The organism is Serinibacter arcticus (genome assembly GCF_003121705.1).
Lineage (GTDB): Bacteria > Actinomycetota > Actinomycetes > Actinomycetales > Beutenbergiaceae > Litorihabitans.
Map to the genome: position 1 here is coordinate 2,881,013 of NZ_PYHR01000002.1, position 14,773 is coordinate 2,895,785.

Below are 14,773 nucleotides of genomic sequence, written 5' to 3' on the forward strand. Positions count from 1 at the left end.
GGGCCCTCGGGGTGCGCGTTACGGTGCGGGCGCCCGCCCACTGACCTGGGCCTCACCCATCTGACCAGGGAGCACCTCGTGACCACGCTCGACATCCTCGCCTCCGGCAGCTCGACCGACTTCTCGGCCTACACCTCGGGCCCGGCGATCGGCGGTGGCCTCGTCGGCTACCTCATCGGCGCGATCTTCCTCGGCCTCGTCTTCAAGAAGGCCGGCGAGCCGCTCTGGAAGGCGTTCGTGCCGTTCGTCAACGCCTACACGCACGTCAAGCTCGCCGGTTTCAACGGCTGGCTGTTCCTGCTCCTCATCATCCCGGTCGTGAACGTCGTGTTCCTGATCATCGTCTCGCTGCGGATCGGGAAGGCCTTCGGGAAGGGCGGCGTCTTCAGCTTCTTCCTGCTGTTCCTGTTCTCGCTGATCGGCTACATCGTGCTGGCGTTCGACGACTCCCGCTACGACCGCTCGCAGCTCCCCGCCTGAGCCTCGCCCCGTGCGCGGCTCAGGCCGCGCGCGGGCCGAACAGGGCCACCGGCTCCAGCAGCCCGACGCCGTCGGAGACGCGCGCGATCTGCTCCGTCGAGCGCCGCGAGAACAGGATCCGCAGCAGCTCGTAGTCGTCGCCGTCCAGCGTCACGAGGGCGGTCGGCACCCCGACCCGCCACGACGCCTGGGTGGTGCGCACCTCGAAGCCTCGCACCCGCGGCCGGCCGCCGATCACGGCGACGACGAGCGGGAGCAGCAGCTCCCACGTCGCGGCCGGTGCCCGCGGCAGGTCCAGCGCCTCGCGCAGGTCGGCCTCGTGCGTCAGCAGGTCCCACACCGGCGTCGGGCCCGCGGCCGTGAGCGTCCCGGCGGGCATCCGCCCGGCGGAGGCCCGCAGCTCGGACGCGAGCTCCGCCGTCGTGCGCGAGCGCCGCTCGACCACCTGTCGGTTGGTCCACGACCGCCCCGGGGAGCCGTCCAGCCGGCCGTCGACGACGTCGGTCGCCGCGCCCGCGAGGTGCCCCAGCAGGTCGTGCACGGTCCAGGCCGGCGTCGCGGGCACGGCTCGTCGGCCGACCCGCTCGTCCACGCCCGCGGCCAGCGTGGCGACGCGCTCGACGGCGTCGGCGTAGAGGCCGGGGAGGTCGGGAGTCATGTCCGTGCAACGCCCTCGGGCGGCTTCGCGATTCCCGGGGGTCAGCCCAGTCGCTTCTGGAACGCGTCGATCGCTCCGGTGATCCGCGAGACGATGCCCGAACCGCCCTCGGCCCAGTCCGGGTCCTGGGGCAGCGGACCCATCGGGTCGGCGGTCGCGGGGTCGGCGTCGGGATCCTTGTCCGCCAGCGCGCGTCGGATCGACTCCTCGAGGCCGACCAGGCGGTGCCCGGCGGGCAGCAGCTCGCGGACGAAGTCGTCGTCGGCCGCGACCATGTCGTGGCTCAGGCTGTCGACCAGGGCCTCGACGGTCGCGGTCGGCACGTCGGTCAGCCGGGCCGCGATCGCGCCGACGGCACCCTCGGGCAGCAGCGGGAGCGGGATCTGCGGGCGCGGCAGCTCGGTGATCCGCGCGTAGGTCGCCAGGAGGTCGGGGTAGGGCAGGCGGTCGGGACCGCCGACGTCGAAGACGCGCGACCCGTCCCAGCCCACGGCCCCCACGAGGGCGGCCACGGCGTCGACCACCGCGATGGGCTGGATCTCGGAGTGCATCCAGGTCGGGATGGTCTGGAGGGGGAGGCGCTCGGAGATCTGCCGGATGATCTCGAACGACGTCGATCCGGAGCCGAGCAGGACGGCGGCGCGCAGCGACACCGTGGGGATGCCCGAGTCGCCCAGCGCCTCCTCGACCTCGAGCCGCGAGCGGATGTGGTCCGACAGGTCCTCGCGCGGCACGTCGGGCACGATGCCCGAGAGGTAGACGATCCTGGCGACGCCGGCGGCCCGCGCGTGGCGTGCCATCCGCTCGGCGGCCTCGCGGTCCTTGCGGACGAAGTCCTCGGCGTCCAGACCGTGGATGAGGTAGACGACCGTCTCGACGCCGGCGACCGCCTCGCGCACCTGGTCGTCGTCGTCGACGTCCATCGCGACGTGCTCGGCCCGGTCGCCCCACCACAGGGAGTCCAGCTTGCCGGCGGAGGAGGCCGAGGCCCGCACCGCGTGGCCGGCCTCGAGGAGGGCCGGCACGAGCCGGCTCCCCACGTATCCAGTCGCACCTGTCACCAGAACAGTCATGGGGCCACTCCCGCCGTCGCGCATCGCTGCCGCCGGCACACCGCCTGACTGCTTGTCGAGTATCACCCCGTGCCGGGTGGACCGACCCGTCGGGTTCTGCTCGGGTTTTCTGCCGGATCCCTCCGCTCAGCCCTCGAGCGGGCGGACCTCGGCCCAGGCGCCGGTGCGGTAGGCCAGCGGGGGAGCCTCCGGCCGGTGTCCGCCGTGGTCGGTCGCGGCGATCGCGACCAGGTGGCTGGAGCCGAGCGGCACCCGCGTCAGCACGGTGCCGCGCACCCACTCGCGCGCGCCGTCGACGACCGGTTCGCCGCCCGGGAGGCGCGACCAGCCGCCGTCGGCGAACCGGTCGACGCCCCGCGCGGCGAACCGCTCGGCCAGGGCCGCCTGGTCCAGGGCGAGGAAGCTGACCGCCACGGAGCGCGCGACGGCGAGGGCCGGCCACGACGAGGAGCGCCCCGAGACGCAGAACGCCAGGACGGGCGGGGTCGAGGACACGGACACGACCGAGGAGGCCGTGAAGCCGACCGGGGCACCGCCGTCGTCCGTGAGCGCGACCACGCAGACCCCGGCGGGGTGGCGGCCGACCAGCGCGCGGAAGGCGGCGGTGTCCATCGGTTCGTCGGCGGGGTGGTCGGCGGGGTGGTCAGCAGCGCTCATGCCACCATCCTGCGCTCCCGGCCTGGGCTCGGACGGCGTGGGTTCAGACCACGTCGAACGTGCCCGTCAGCAGGACCTCGTTCCGTGAGGACGGCCCCACGAGCAGGGCGAACGAACCCGGCTCGACGATCCGCTCGCCGTCGGCGTCCACGATCGTGCACGCGGCGACCGGCAGCTCGAGGTCGACGACGGCGGACTCGCCCGGCTCGAGCCACACCTGGCGGTGCGTCTTGAGCTCCTTGTCGGCCCACGTCACCGAGGTCACGACGTCGCGCACGTAGACCTGCACGGTCTCGAGCACGCGGCGTGCCCCCGTGTTGGCGACCGTGACCGAGGCCCGGACGACGTCGCTCCTCCCCACGACGGGGGTCGATACCCGCAGGTCGGAGTACGCCACCGACGAGTAGGACAGCCCCTCGCCGAAGACCCACGCGGGGTCCTGCGTGAGGTCGGCGTACCGGGTCCCGTGCTGGCTGGTGATCTGGTTGTAGAAGATCGGCTGCTGGCCGACGTGACGCGGCCACGACAGCGGCAGCCGTCCGGTCGGCTCGATCCGGCCGAGGACGAGCTCGGCCACGGCGTGGCCCCCCTGCATGCCCGGGTTGGCCGCCCACACGATCGCGTCGGCCGCCTCGACGGACGGCGGCAGCACGTGCGGCTTGCTCGCCAGGACGACGACGACCAGGGGCGTACCGGTCTCCCGCGCCACCTCGGCCAGGGCGTCGAGCAGCGCGACCTGTCCGCCGACGAGCTCGAGCGTCGCCGTCGAGCGGCCCTCGCCGACCAGCTCGATGCGGTCGCCCACGACGGCCACCACGACGTCGGACGCCCGGGCGGCCGCGACCGCGTCCGCGATCAGCGCCTCGTCCGGCGGGGTCGGCACCACGATCTGGGGCCGCGGCTGGCCGTCGGAGAACGTCGCGCCCAGCGGGTCGTTCTCCAGGGTGAGGATGTCGGCGCCGCGTGCGTGCAGGACCTCCCAGCCGTCGGGCACCTGCGCACGGAAGCCGTCCAGCACCGTGGTCGTCATCTCGCGCGGGTGCCCGTCCATCAGCCACGGGGCCTGGCCCGACGCCCCGGCCCAGTCGCCCAGGATCGTGTGCTCGTCGTCGGCGTTCGGGCCGACGACGGCGACCGTGCGCGGTGCGACGTCGGGCGAGGCGTCCAGCGGCAGCACCCCGCCGTTGCGCAGCAGGACGAGCGAGCGGCGCGCGACCTCGAGGTTGAGCTCGGCGTGCTCGTCGCTGCCGATCACCGCGGCCTGACCGGCCACGTCCGGGCGACGCGCGTCCTCGAACAGCCCGAGCGCGAACTTCACCTGCAGGATGCGCCCGACGGCGGCGTCCACGGCCTCGATCGGGAGGGTCCCCTTCTCCACTGCCTCCTGCGCGCCGGCGAAGAACTCCGGCGTCGTCATGATCATGTCGTTGCCGGCGAGCACCGCACGGGCGGCGGCGTCGGCGAAGTCGGGGCTGATCCGCTGGATCCGCACGAGCTGGCCGACGTTGTCCCAGTCGGTCACGAGCATGCCGCCGTAGCCCCACTGCTCGCGCATGACCTCGCCCAGGAGCCAGGTGTTGATCGTGATGGGCACACCGTCGGTCGACTGGTAGCCGAGCATGAAGGTGGCGCAGCCCTCGCGGGCGACGCGCTCGAACGGCGGCGTGTACCAGGACAGCATCTTGCGGCGGGAGACGTCGGCCTCGCTGGCGTCGCGGCCGCCCTGCGTCTCGGAGTAGGCGGCGAAGTGCTTCGCGGTGGCGAGGATCGCCGTCGGGTCCTCGAGCCCGTCGCCCTGGTAGCCGCGGACCATGGCGCTCGCGAGCTCGCCGATGAGGTGGGGGTCCTCGCCGAAGGTCTCGGAGACGCGGCCCCAGCGCAGGTCGCGCGCGATGCACAGCACGGGGGAGAAGGTCCAGTGGACGCCGGTGGGCGCGACCTCGACGGCGGTGGCCCGCGCGACGCGCTCCACGAGAGCGGCGTCCCAGGTCGCGGCCATGCCCAGCTGGGTGGGGTAGATCGTGGCGCCGCGGAAGAAGCTGTGGCCGTGGATGCAGTCCTCGCCCACCAGCAGCGGGATCTGCAGCCGTGTGGTGGCGACGAGGTCGTGCGCCTCCTGGAGCTGCTCGGGGGAGGCGTGCAGGATCGAGCCGACCGCCATGTCGACGACGATCGAACCGAGGTCGGCGTCGACCCCGTACCCCGCCCCCGCGGGGAGCTGCATCATCTGGCCGACCTTCTCCGCGAGCGTCATGCGCCCCACGAGGTCGGCCACCCGCTCCGTGATCGGGAGGCGAGGGTCGGTGTACGGCGCTGCCGGTGAGGTGCCGGTCCGGGCGTTCTCGGGGGAGGAGGGGGTCGCAGAGGTCACGGGTCGTCCTGACGTCGATGGCGGGCGTAGGTCGAGGCTACCGAGGCGCACGAGGTCCGTCGAATCGCTTCGACGGCGAGGGCGGCGTCCCGCCCGGGTCGACGGCGCTGCGCTTAGGGTTGACGGGTGACTGAGCGATACGAGGTACGTCTCGACGTCGTCGACCCGTCCGTGCGTGGCCTCGTGGCCCCGGGTGCGCGCCTGAAGGAGATCGCGTCCGGCGGCGAGTGGTTCGAGGGCCCGGCCTGGCTCGGCGACACGCTCGTGTGGAGCGACGTCCGCGGCAACCGGCTGCACGCCTGGGACTCCGGCCGCGGAGCGCGGGTGTGGATCGCCCCCTCCCACCACCAGAACGGCCACACCGTCGACCACGAGGGTCGCCTCGTCGCCGCGGCGAGCGGTGAGCGCGCCGTCCTCCGGCGCGAGCACGACGGCCGCTGGACGATGCTCGCGGACTTCTACGACTGGAAGCGGTTCAACTCCCCGAACGACGTCGTGGTGGCCGCCGACGGCGGGATCTGGTTCACCGACCCCACCTACGGCCTCACGCAGCCCACCGAGGGCTTCGACCCCGAGGGTGCGGTCAGCGAGATCGGTGGCCAGCACGTCTACCGGATCGGGGCGCGCGGGCTGCGCGACGGCACCCGGTCGATGACCGCCCAGCTGCCCGCCATGCGTCAGCCCAACGGCCTGGCGTTCGGCGCCGACGAGACCGTCCTCTACGTCACGGACTCCGAGGCGCGCCACATCCTCGGCTTCCGCGTGCGGATGAGCCTCGACGGTCCCGAGCTGCGGCAGCCGTGGATCGTGCACCGCACGTTCGAGGGCAGCCCGGACGGTCTGCGGGTCGACCCCGCGGGACGGATCTGGTCCTCGAGCGCCGCCGGGATCGAGATCCTGCGGCCCGGGCTGCCCGGGGAGCAGGCGCGTCACCTCGGCACGATCCGGGTGCCGCAGGAGACCTCGAACCTCGCCTTCTCTCCCGACCTCAAGCGGCTCGCGATCACGGCGTCGTCGTCGGTCTACCTGCTGAAGCTCGGCGACGTCACCCGCTGACCCACCGCTCGCGAGGCCTTTCGGGTGTGTCGGCGAGGCCCTTCGGGTGTGGTCGCGAGGCCTTTCGGGCGTGACACCCGCGCCGGATGCGGCACGATCTCCCCGTGACCCCCACCCAGCGGCGCGTGCTCGTCGTCGCGATCCTCGCCTCGTTCGTCTCGTTCCTCGACGGGAGCGTCGTCAACGTCGCCCTGCCGGCGATCTCCCGCGAGCTCACGACCGGGCCGCTGACCGGCCTGCCCCTGCAGCAGTGGGTCGTCGACTCCTACCTCGTCACGCTCGGGGCGCTCATCCTCCTGGCGGGCTCGCTCTCGGACGTCCTGGGCCGCCGACGCGTGCTGATCGCCGGACTGGTGGGCTTCGCCGTCGCGAGCGTCCTGTGCGCGATCGCGCCGAGCGGCGTGCTGCTCGTCCTCGCCCGCGCGCTGCAGGGCGTGGCGGGCGCGCTGCTCGTGCCGTCGTCGCTCGCGATGATCATCGCCGCGTTCTCCGGCGCCGCGCAGGCACGGTCCATCGGGGTGTGGACGGCGTGGACGGGCACCGCCTCGATCGCGGGACCGTTGCTCGGCGGCCTGCTCGTGGACCACGCCACCTGGCGCTGGGTGTTCTGGATCAACGTCCCCGTGCTCGCCGTGACGCTGTGGCTCACCCGCGGCGTGCCGGTCGAGACGGTGCCGGTCGTCCGTCGACGGCTCGACGTCGTGGGGGCGACGATCGCCGCCGTCGCGCTCGCGGCCGGGGTGCTCGGGCTGATCGAGCAGGGACGCCTCGGCTGGACCCACCCGGTGGTGGTCGGCGGCCTGGTGATCGGCGTCGTCGGGCTGGTCGCGTTCGTGTGGTGGGAGCGGCGGGTCGCCGACCCGATGCTCCCCCTGCGCCTGTTCGACAGCCGCAACTTCACGTGGGGCAACGTCGCCACGGCCGCGATCTACGCGGCGCTGTACTTCGGCGGCCTCGTCATCACGCTGTTCCTCCAGGAGGTCGCGGGGTGGAGCGCGACGGCGGCCGGCCTGTCCCAGCTGCCCATCACCCTCGTCATGCTCGCGCTCTCGGCGCGGTTCGGGGCGCTCGCGGGGCGGTTCGGCCCGCGCGTGTTCATGACGGTCGGGCCGATCGTCGGCGGCGTGGGCTACCTGATGCTCCTGGGCGCCCGCGAGGACGTCGTCTACTGGACGCAGCTGCTGCCCGGGCTGGTGGTGTTCGGCCTGGGGCTCGCGATCACGGTCGCCCCGCTGACGGCCGCGATCCTCGGTGCGATCAGCCCCGACGACGCCGGCATCGGGTCAGCCGTGAACAACGCGGTCGCGCGCGTGGCCGGGCTCGTCTCGATCGCGCTGCTCGGCGCGATCGTCGGCGGGGTGCTCACGGTCGAGGGCTTCCACCGCGGACTGCTCGTGACGGCGGGGCTCCTCGTCGTGGGCGGCGTGGTCAGCTGGTTCGGGATCCGCAACCCGGTGGTTCACCAGCCGCGGTCGATCCACTCCTGACGGTGGACGGCCTCGGCGCCGATCGTGGTGTCGGGGCCGTGGCCCGTGTGGACGACCGTGTCCTCGGGCAGGGTCAGCAGGTTCTCGGTGATCGACTCGACGATCTGCGGGAACGAGGAGTACTCCCACCGCGTCGCCCCCGGGCCGCCCTCGAACAGGGTGTCGCCCGTGAAGACCGCGCCCAGCTCGCTCGCGACGACGACGCTCGCGCCCGGCGTGTGGCCGGGGGTGTGGCGCACCTCGAGGTGGGTCCCCGCGACGGTGACCGTCTGGTGGGCGGGGAGCCCCGCCGTCGGGACGGGGATCTCGGGGTGCGCGGCCTCCCAGAGCTCGGCGTCGGCCGGGTGCAGCCACACCGGACCGCCGGTGAGGCGCTCGAGCTCGGGCGCGCCACCGATGTGGTCGCGGTGGCCGTGGGTCAGCAGGATCCCGACGACGCGGCGCCCGCCGATCGCGTCGGCGATCACCTGCGGCTGGTGGGAGGCGTCGATGACGACGACCTCGGTGTCGTCGCCGACGATCCAGACGTTGTTGTCGAGCTCGACCTCCCGCCCGTCGACCGGGTGGGTGCCGTGGGTGAGGACGCGTTCGATGCGGGCCGTCATCGTTCCACCGTACGCGGGCGGCCCCGCGAGGTGCAGAAACCCCTCGCCGGTGGTGCAGAAACCCCTCGCCGAGGGCACGTGCCGCCGGCGAGGGATTTCTGCACCACCGCCGAGGGGGTTGCGCACCGCCGGCGAGGGGTTTCTGGCGTAGGTCAGCCGCTGACGACGACCATCTCGTTCGGGGTCTGCGGCAGCTCGACGGACTTCCAGACCTCACCCGTGGTGTAGTCCACGACGTGCAGCTCGTTCGTCGCGGGCTCGGTGATGTAGGCCATGCCGTCCATCACCTTGATCGCGGGCTGGGCCTGCTGCCACTCCTCGGGCACCTCCCAGGCGTCGATCACCGGGGCGGTGCGGACGATCTCGCCCGTGGTCGGGTCGATGACGCGCAGCGCGCCGTCGGTGCCGAGCACGAGGGCCGTGTCGTCGTCGCCGCGAGCGAGGTTGCGGAAGGTGTACTGCGAGCCGATGTCGACGATCTGGATCGTCTCCGCCTCGGTGTCGATGAGCGAGACCGACGTGAGAATGCCCTCGGGGTCGGTCTTGTAGTCGCCGAGCACGACGGCGGAGCTCTCGGTCCCGAACTGGTTGCCGATGCGGCCGTAGGCGTCGGGGAGGCGACCTTGTGGAAGTGGTCGCCGTGGAGGATCAGCACGCCGTCCTCGCAGCCGAGCACGACCGTCTCCTCGCCGGCGACGGTCTCGCCGTGCACGCCCGGGCACTCGGCGCTGGCGTCGAGCTCGGCATCGGCGGCCTCGAGGAGACGGGCACCCGTGCGGCCCTCGTCCGTCCCCTCGGTCACCACGAGGTGCCCCGCCTGCGTGGCGACGGCGACGCCGTGGTGTGCGGACGGCGTCGTGAACGTGCGGGTGGGCTCGACCTCGTCGTGCTCGAGCGCCTCGGTCCAGCCGTCGGCCGGGACGACCGTGATCTCGCCGGTGCCGTCGTCGAAGAGCGCGGTCAGGCCGTCGTGGACGACGACGTGGCCGGGTGTCTCGGCGGCGACCAGCACGTCGTGGAGGGCGGGCTCGGCCGTGTAGTAGTGCGAGTGGTCGCCGTGCGCCTGGCTCCAGGTGCCGGCGTCGAGGAACGCCCAGCCGCCCTGCGTGGAGACGGCCACGTGGCGGCCGTCGCCGGCGTCGGACAGGCGGTTGAAGCCGTCGAGCGGGAGGTCGGCCTCGACGTCGAGCGACGTGGCGTCCAGCACGAGCACCCCGCCGTCGTAGGTGAGGGCGACGCGGGGGTCCGGGCGGCGGCCTCGGTGGCCCCGGCCTCGTGCTCGTGGCCGTCCTCGGCGTGGTCGCCGTCGGTCTCGGCGGGATCGGCGGACTCGGTCGACCCGGCCGTCTCGCTGGAGGCCTCGTCGGTGGGCGAGGCGGAGTCGCCGGAGCCCGGGCTGCCGCAGGCGGAGAGCACGAGCGCGAGGGCCGCGAGGGAGGCGCCCGCCGCGAGAGCGCGGCGAGGCGTGGTGGCGGTGGTGCTGGACATGGAGTTCCTGGCCCGGGTGGGCGCGCCTTTCGTGGAGGGGTGATTGCTGGTGGTGACGATAACGACTATGAGAACGGTTATCAAACTGCGGTCAGGCTGCGGCGTCGCCCCGGTAGAGGTCGGCGGGGGAGCCGAGGTAGGGCTCGAACGGGTCCTCCCGCCCGAGCCACGTCGCCGGCCCCGCGGCCATCTCGACGTCGTCGAGCAGCGCGCGCTCGAAGGCGCGCCGGACGGCCTCGGCGCCCGGTCCGACGCCCGTGACCTGCAGCGCCGTGCTCGGCTCGGCCTCGTCCCACGTGCCCGCGACGCCGACGCAGACCGTGCCGCCGAGCGCCTCCCACCCGCACACCGCATCGGGGCGGTTCGGGAGCCAGAAGCGCCCGCGGCTCACCGTTCGAGCGGTGGCGAGCTCGCTCATCGTCGCGAGGACGCGGTCGGGGTGGAAGGGGCGCGAGCTGTGGAGGTCGAGGGTCCACACGTCGGCGGGGCCGGCCTCGAGCGGGGGCGTCGCCGGGGCGGTGGCCGTGAACCGATCGGCGGGATCGAGCGTCGCGGGGTCGTGACGACGGTCGAGGTCGACGGGGTCGTGGCTCCCGGCCAGCGCAGCGTCGAGCCAGGGGTGGCAGAGGTCGTCGTGACGGGTGGAGCGCGCCCAGCGCAGGGTGTCCGCGAGGGCGGCGCCCTGCGCGGAGGCGGCCGGGGCGTGCGCGGCCGGGGACTCGTGGTCGAGCAGGATGATGTCGGCGGAGACGAGGTGGGACAGGAGGGCGTCGTCGCCGTCGAGGAGGTCACCCTCGATCTCGGCGGCGTTCACGACGGCGACGGTCGCGCCCAGCCGCACGCCCGCCAGGGGTCCGTCGGGTCCGGCGTGCCCGTGCAGGATCCGCGTGGCCGGCAGGATCTCGGCGCCCAGCGGCAGGGCGAGGACGATGCCGCGCGGTTCGCGCGCCAGCAGGTCGGCGATCGCCGGGATCGCGTCCTCACGCAGGGCGCAGCCGGCGCACGCGTGCTCCATCGGGATGATCTCGTCGCTCCCGGGGCCGCGCGGATCGACGACCCGGCGTCGCAGGACGACGTCGTCGCCCCGCTGCTCCAGGTCGTGGACCACGGCGAGGACGTCCGGGTGGTCGAGCAGGGCGGTGACGAGCGCAGCCTCGCGCTCCGCGGGATCGGTCGCGGCGAGGACGACGACGGTGGTGGGGGAGGTCATGCCGTGAGCGTAACCCTTGACGAGAATGATTATCAATATCTAGTATCGAGGCATGACAGCAACCTGCCAGCTCACGGGTGCCGCCCCCTCCTTCGGGAAGCAGGTGTCGCACTCGCACGTGCGCACCTCCAGGCGGTGGGACCCCAACCTCCAGCGCAAGCGCTACGTGGTGCCCTCCCTCGGGCGCACCGTCACGCTCACCCTCTCGGTGCGGGCCATCCGGCTCATCGACCGCATCGGTATCGAGGCCGCCGTCGTCCGCATCCGCGCCCGGGGAGGGAAGGTCTGATGGCCGGCCGTTCCCAGGACGTGCGACCCGTGATCAAGCTGCGGTCCACCGCGGGCACGGGCGTGACCTACATGACCCAGAAGAACCGGCGAACGACGCCGGACCGGCTCGTGCTGCGCAAGTACGACCGCGTGGTGCGGCGCCACGTCGAGTTCCGCGAGGAGCGCTGATGGCCAAGACGTCGAAGGTCGCTCGCAACCTCCAGCGCCAGGAGGTCGTCGCCCGGTACGCGGACGTCCGCCGCGAGCTCAAGCGCGCGAGCGTCGACCCCGCGCGTCCGGCGGCCGAGCGGGAGGCCGCGATGCGGGCGCTCCACCGGCTGCCCCGGGATGCGAGCCCCACGCGGGTGCGCAACCGGGACGTCACCGACGGTCGTCCGCGCGGCTACTACCGGAAGTTCGGGCTCTCGCGGGTCTCGCTGCGCGAGCGCGCGCTGCGGGGCGAGCTGCCCGGTGTCACCAAGTCGAGCTGGTGAGTCGCATCCGTCTCGCCGGCGTTCTCACGAAGGATCCCCATGAAGAAGGACATCCACCCCCCGTACGGCGACGTCGTCTTCCGTGACGTCTCCGTGCCCGAGGGCACCCCTGGTCGCGAGTTCCTCACCCGCTCGACCGCTGCTGCGTCGACGACCGCCACGATCGAGTGGGGCGACGGCCGAACCTACCCGCTCGTCGAGGTGCAGATCTCCTCGGTGAGCCACCCGTTCTACACGGGCCGCCAGAAGATCCTCGACACCGCCGGCCGGGTCGAGAAGTTCAACCGCCGGTACGGCCGAACGGGGGCCGCCTCGTGAAGGTGAGGGCGTCGTTGCGGTCGCTCGCGCAGAAGGACGGCTCGATCGTGGTCCGTCGCCGAGGTCGCGTGTTCGTGATCAACAAGAAGAATCCGCGCTGGAAGGGCAGGCAGGGCTGATGGCGGTTCCCAAGCGGAAGCTCTCGCGCTCCAACACCCGGTCGCGCCGGTCGAGCTGGAAGGCGACGCCGGTCGACCTGGTCCCCGTGCGGGCGGCCTCGGGGGAGTGGGTGCGAGTGCCGCGACGCCTCGCCCGGGCCGTCCAGCGTGGGCTCGTCGTCCCGGACTGAACCGCTCTCCGACCCGGGGGTGGTCGCCGTGCTCTGGTTAGCCTGGAGCGCATGGCCACCCCCGAGTTCATCCTCGAGCTGCGCCGGCACATCGGCACGGCGCCGCTGTGGCTCACCGGTGTGACCGCCGTCGTCCTCCGCGAGCGGGCGGGCGATGGTGGCGACGCCGTGGGTTCCGACGGCGGACCGCGCGCCGCCGGCCTCGAGGTGCTGCTCGTGCGGCGGTCCGACACCGGGGCCTGGACCCCGGTCACCGGCATCGTCGATCCGGGTGAGGAACCCGCCGTCGCCGCAGCTCGCGAGGTCCTCGAGGAGGCGGACGTCGTCGCGACGGCGCAGCGTCTCGCCTCGGTCTCGGTCACCGCTCCCGTGGTCTACGGCAACGGCGACCGGACCCAGTACATCGACCTCACCTTCCGGTTCGGATACGTCTCGGGCGATCCTCACCCCGCCGACGGAGAGAACACCGACGCCGCCTGGTTCGACGTCGCAGTCCTTCCGCCGATGTCCGACGGCATGCGCGCCCGGATCGACGACGCCCTGCCGGAACGAGGTGAGGCGCTCTTCGCCGTCTGACGTGCCGGAGTCGCATCGCTGTCTCGCCGCGCCGAAACCCTGGCGACGCGAGCTACCAGAGCGACGCGGGCTCGCCGCCGCCGGGTGGTGGCCGACCCGATCGGTCCACGGTCGTCCGGGAGGTGGGGGCGGCCGGTGCCCGAGGCCCGTTCGTGCCGGCCCGCCGATCGTCGGTCCCTCGACCACCGGTGGGACGACCGCCGCTGGTCTCCGCGCCGCCACCGATCCGTTTCGTGCGGGGGACGAGCAGGGCGTCGGCCAGGCGTGAGGTCGCGCCGATGCGACGACCGTCGGCAGCGGCGAAGACGAACCCGCCTCGGACGGGCAGCACCGAGATGTTGTGCCGGTGGACCTGGTGGTGGTGTCGCGAGCACAGGGTGACGCCGTTCTCCAGCGAGGTCGGCCCGTCGTTCGCCCAGTGGTGGATGTGGTGCACCTCGCACCAGGTCGCCCGCAGGCTGCAGCCAGGGAACTGGCAGTGCCGGTCGCGGGTCAGGATCGCCCTCCGGAGGTCGCCCTCGAAGGTGCGCATCGACTGTCCGACGTCGAGGGGTGAGCCGTCGGCGTCCAGGGCGACACGCTGCAGCAGGGCGTCGCACGCCAGCACGTCCAGTGCAGCGAACGGGATCAGCGTTCCGTCCTGCAGCTGGGCGAGCGGCGGTTCGACAGTCAGCCCGGAGGCGCGGAACGCGGTGCCCGAGCGCCCGGCGCCGTCTCCGACCGCCCCGCCCGCGTCCGCCACCGCGGCCGCTCCAGCCTGCGCCGCGAGGCCGGCCTCCCGCTGCCCGCACATCAGGCGCCGACGTTCGGTCAGCAGGAGCCAGGTCGCGATCGGGACGAGGATCGACAGGTGGGGTCGCACCTGGGCGCCGCCCTTGTGCGATCCGCACGACAGCGCATGGTCGGCGAGCCCCGCGAGAGCGTCGGCGCGGCGCTGGTCGGGCGAGCGGTCGTCGTCGCCGGCGGGTACGGGGGTGACGGCGTCGAGCGCGGTGCGGAGGGTCTCGCCGGCGACCACGTCGAGCAGCCCCTCGATCCGGATGCCGCCCTCGCGCGGACTCAGCCGGACGAAGCGTCGCCGCTGCACCTCCTCGTGGCCGTGGTCGGCGGAGTCGGCCTCCAGCGAGGCGACGAGCGCTCGCAGCTGCTTGCGCGTCTCCGGTACGGACAGGGTCGACGCCGCCTCGACGATCTCCTTGCTCGCTGTGAGCACCCGCTCCCGGGCTCGCTCCGACGCCTCGCCGAGCACGTCCCCGATCGCGCGGACGTGCTCGATGCTGACCGCGCCCGCCGCGGCGGCCTCGCGGATCGCCGGCAGCTGCACGAGCGTCTCCGCCGTGCGCTCCTCGCCGATCGACGCCCCGCGACCCTGGCGCGACGTCCGCCCGCGCCACTCGGTGTAGGTCACCCCGGCGTCGCTGCCCTCCCAGGCGCCGGCCCGCTGGATCCGCGCGGCGAGGTCGGCGCGTGCGAGGCCGATGACCGTCGCGGTCTCGTCCAGCAGCCCGAGCGCCTCGCGCAGCTCCGCCGCGCTCCCGGCGCCCCCACCATCAGCTCCACCCCCGCGAACCGCCCCGGCCACCTCGCCGGCCGCATCCTTCGCGCGACGGGCCGTCCTCAGGACCGCACCCGGAAGCGGAACCAGCGCCCTCACGACCTCCGCCACCACCTCAACCACCCCCGCCCCGTCGTCCGCCGAAACCCGCCCGACTCGAACTGATGTTGTAACGCTACGCCCGAC

The 14,773-nt window shown here is 73.4% G+C and carries 19 protein-coding genes; 11 read left to right on the forward strand and 8 right to left on the reverse strand.

Annotated elements, in window-relative coordinates; translation table 11 throughout:
• Positions 1 to 78 precede the first annotated feature (78 nt).
• On the forward strand, positions 79 to 480 hold the full coding sequence (locus C8046_RS12885; protein WP_199224475.1) for a DUF5684 domain-containing protein: 402 nt from the start codon (positions 79 to 81) through the stop codon (positions 478 to 480).
• A 19-nt stretch (positions 481 to 499) separates the two neighbouring features.
• On the opposite strand, the gene C8046_RS12890 is transcribed toward C8046_RS12885, so the two are convergent.
• The 4 genes from C8046_RS12890 to C8046_RS12905 all read right to left on the reverse strand — a co-directional run bounded on the left by C8046_RS12890 (position 500) and on the right by C8046_RS12905 (position 5,239).
• The gene (locus C8046_RS12890) at positions 500 to 1,138 is read right to left on the reverse strand and encodes a maleylpyruvate isomerase N-terminal domain-containing protein (protein WP_109229794.1); all 639 of its coding nucleotides are present in this window, start codon (positions 1,136 to 1,138) and stop codon (positions 500 to 502) included.
• Positions 1,139 to 1,179: 41 nt separating this feature from the next.
• Complete coding sequence (locus C8046_RS12895; RefSeq protein ID WP_235866322.1) at positions 1,180 to 2,211, reverse strand: NAD(P)H-binding protein; 1,032 nt, start codon at positions 2,209 to 2,211, stop codon at positions 1,180 to 1,182.
• 126 nt (positions 2,212 to 2,337) lie between these two features.
• Complete coding sequence (locus tag C8046_RS12900; RefSeq protein ID WP_109229796.1) at positions 2,338 to 2,868, reverse strand: flavin reductase family protein; 531 nt, start codon at positions 2,866 to 2,868, stop codon at positions 2,338 to 2,340.
• Between the two features lie 43 nt (positions 2,869 to 2,911).
• A complete protein-coding gene (locus tag C8046_RS12905) occupies positions 2,912 to 5,239 on the reverse strand; it encodes a glycoside hydrolase family 3 N-terminal domain-containing protein (RefSeq protein WP_235866323.1) in 2,328 nt (775 codons plus the stop codon).
• A 126-nt stretch (positions 5,240 to 5,365) separates the two neighbouring features.
• On the opposite strand from C8046_RS12905, the gene C8046_RS12910 reads away from it, so the two are divergent.
• Positions 5,366 to 6,295: an SMP-30/gluconolactonase/LRE family protein gene (locus C8046_RS12910; RefSeq protein WP_109229797.1), complete on the forward strand. Its 930-nt coding sequence runs from the start codon at positions 5,366 to 5,368 to the stop codon at positions 6,293 to 6,295.
• An 86-nt stretch (positions 6,296 to 6,381) separates the two neighbouring features.
• Positions 6,382 to 7,782: an MFS transporter gene (locus C8046_RS12915; RefSeq protein ID WP_109229798.1), complete on the forward strand. Its 1,401-nt coding sequence runs from the start codon at positions 6,382 to 6,384 to the stop codon at positions 7,780 to 7,782.
• Here C8046_RS12915 and C8046_RS12920 read toward each other — a convergent pair.
• Positions 7,755 to 8,387 (reverse strand): MBL fold metallo-hydrolase, encoded by a 633-nt coding sequence (locus C8046_RS12920; RefSeq protein WP_109229799.1) that lies wholly within the window; start codon positions 8,385 to 8,387, stop codon positions 7,755 to 7,757. The two genes, C8046_RS12915 and C8046_RS12920, sit on opposite strands and share 28 nt — an antisense overlap.
• 152 nt (positions 8,388 to 8,539) lie before the next feature.
• Complete coding sequence (locus C8046_RS12925; RefSeq protein WP_109229800.1) at positions 8,540 to 8,947, reverse strand: hypothetical protein; 408 nt, start codon at positions 8,945 to 8,947, stop codon at positions 8,540 to 8,542.
• A gap of 80 nt (positions 8,948 to 9,027) precedes the next feature.
• On the opposite strand from C8046_RS12925, the gene C8046_RS12930 reads away from it, so the two are divergent.
• Positions 9,028 to 9,918 (forward strand): hypothetical protein, encoded by an 891-nt coding sequence (locus C8046_RS12930; protein WP_146197160.1) that lies wholly within the window; start codon positions 9,028 to 9,030, stop codon positions 9,916 to 9,918.
• A 48-nt stretch (positions 9,919 to 9,966) separates the two neighbouring features.
• On the opposite strand, the gene C8046_RS12935 is transcribed toward C8046_RS12930, so the two are convergent.
• Positions 9,967 to 11,085, reverse strand: a complete 1,119-nt coding sequence (locus C8046_RS12935; protein WP_109229802.1) for a GTP-binding protein — start codon at positions 11,083 to 11,085, stop codon at positions 9,967 to 9,969.
• Positions 11,086 to 11,137: 52 nt separating this feature from the next.
• Here C8046_RS12935 and rpmB point away from each other — a divergent pair, with 52 nt between their 5' ends.
• The 7 genes from rpmB to C8046_RS12970 are packed head-to-tail and all read left to right on the forward strand — an operon-like array spanning position 11,138 to position 13,032.
• On the forward strand, positions 11,138 to 11,374 hold the full coding sequence (rpmB, locus tag C8046_RS12940) for a 50S ribosomal protein L28 (RefSeq protein WP_109229803.1): 237 nt from the start codon (positions 11,138 to 11,140) through the stop codon (positions 11,372 to 11,374).
• Complete coding sequence (gene rpmG / locus C8046_RS12945) at positions 11,374 to 11,544, forward strand: 50S ribosomal protein L33 (RefSeq protein WP_109229804.1); 171 nt, start codon at positions 11,374 to 11,376, stop codon at positions 11,542 to 11,544. The genes rpmB and rpmG overlap by 1 nt, the downstream gene beginning before the upstream one ends.
• Positions 11,544 to 11,849 (forward strand): 30S ribosomal protein S14, encoded by a 306-nt coding sequence (gene rpsN, locus C8046_RS12950; protein ID WP_109229805.1) that lies wholly within the window; start codon positions 11,544 to 11,546, stop codon positions 11,847 to 11,849. The genes rpmG and rpsN overlap by 1 nt, the downstream gene beginning before the upstream one ends.
• A gap of 39 nt (positions 11,850 to 11,888) precedes the next feature.
• Complete coding sequence (locus C8046_RS12955) at positions 11,889 to 12,167, forward strand: type B 50S ribosomal protein L31 (protein WP_109229806.1); 279 nt, start codon at positions 11,889 to 11,891, stop codon at positions 12,165 to 12,167.
• A complete protein-coding gene (ykgO, locus tag C8046_RS12960) occupies positions 12,164 to 12,286 on the forward strand; it encodes a type B 50S ribosomal protein L36 (RefSeq protein ID WP_109229807.1) in 123 nt (40 codons plus the stop codon). Before C8046_RS12955 ends, ykgO begins: the two co-directional genes overlap by 4 nt.
• On the forward strand, positions 12,286 to 12,456 hold the full coding sequence (gene rpmF, locus C8046_RS12965) for a 50S ribosomal protein L32 (protein ID WP_109229808.1): 171 nt from the start codon (positions 12,286 to 12,288) through the stop codon (positions 12,454 to 12,456). Before ykgO ends, rpmF begins: the two co-directional genes overlap by 1 nt.
• Positions 12,457 to 12,507: 51 nt before the next feature.
• Positions 12,508 to 13,032: an NUDIX hydrolase gene (locus C8046_RS12970; RefSeq protein ID WP_109229809.1), complete on the forward strand. Its 525-nt coding sequence runs from the start codon at positions 12,508 to 12,510 to the stop codon at positions 13,030 to 13,032.
• 52 nt (positions 13,033 to 13,084) lie between these two features.
• On the opposite strand, the gene C8046_RS12975 is transcribed toward C8046_RS12970, so the two are convergent.
• On the reverse strand, positions 13,085 to 14,614 hold the full coding sequence (locus C8046_RS12975) for an HNH endonuclease signature motif containing protein (RefSeq protein ID WP_158277214.1): 1,530 nt from the start codon (positions 14,612 to 14,614) through the stop codon (positions 13,085 to 13,087).
• Positions 14,615 to 14,773: the final 159 nt, after the last annotated feature.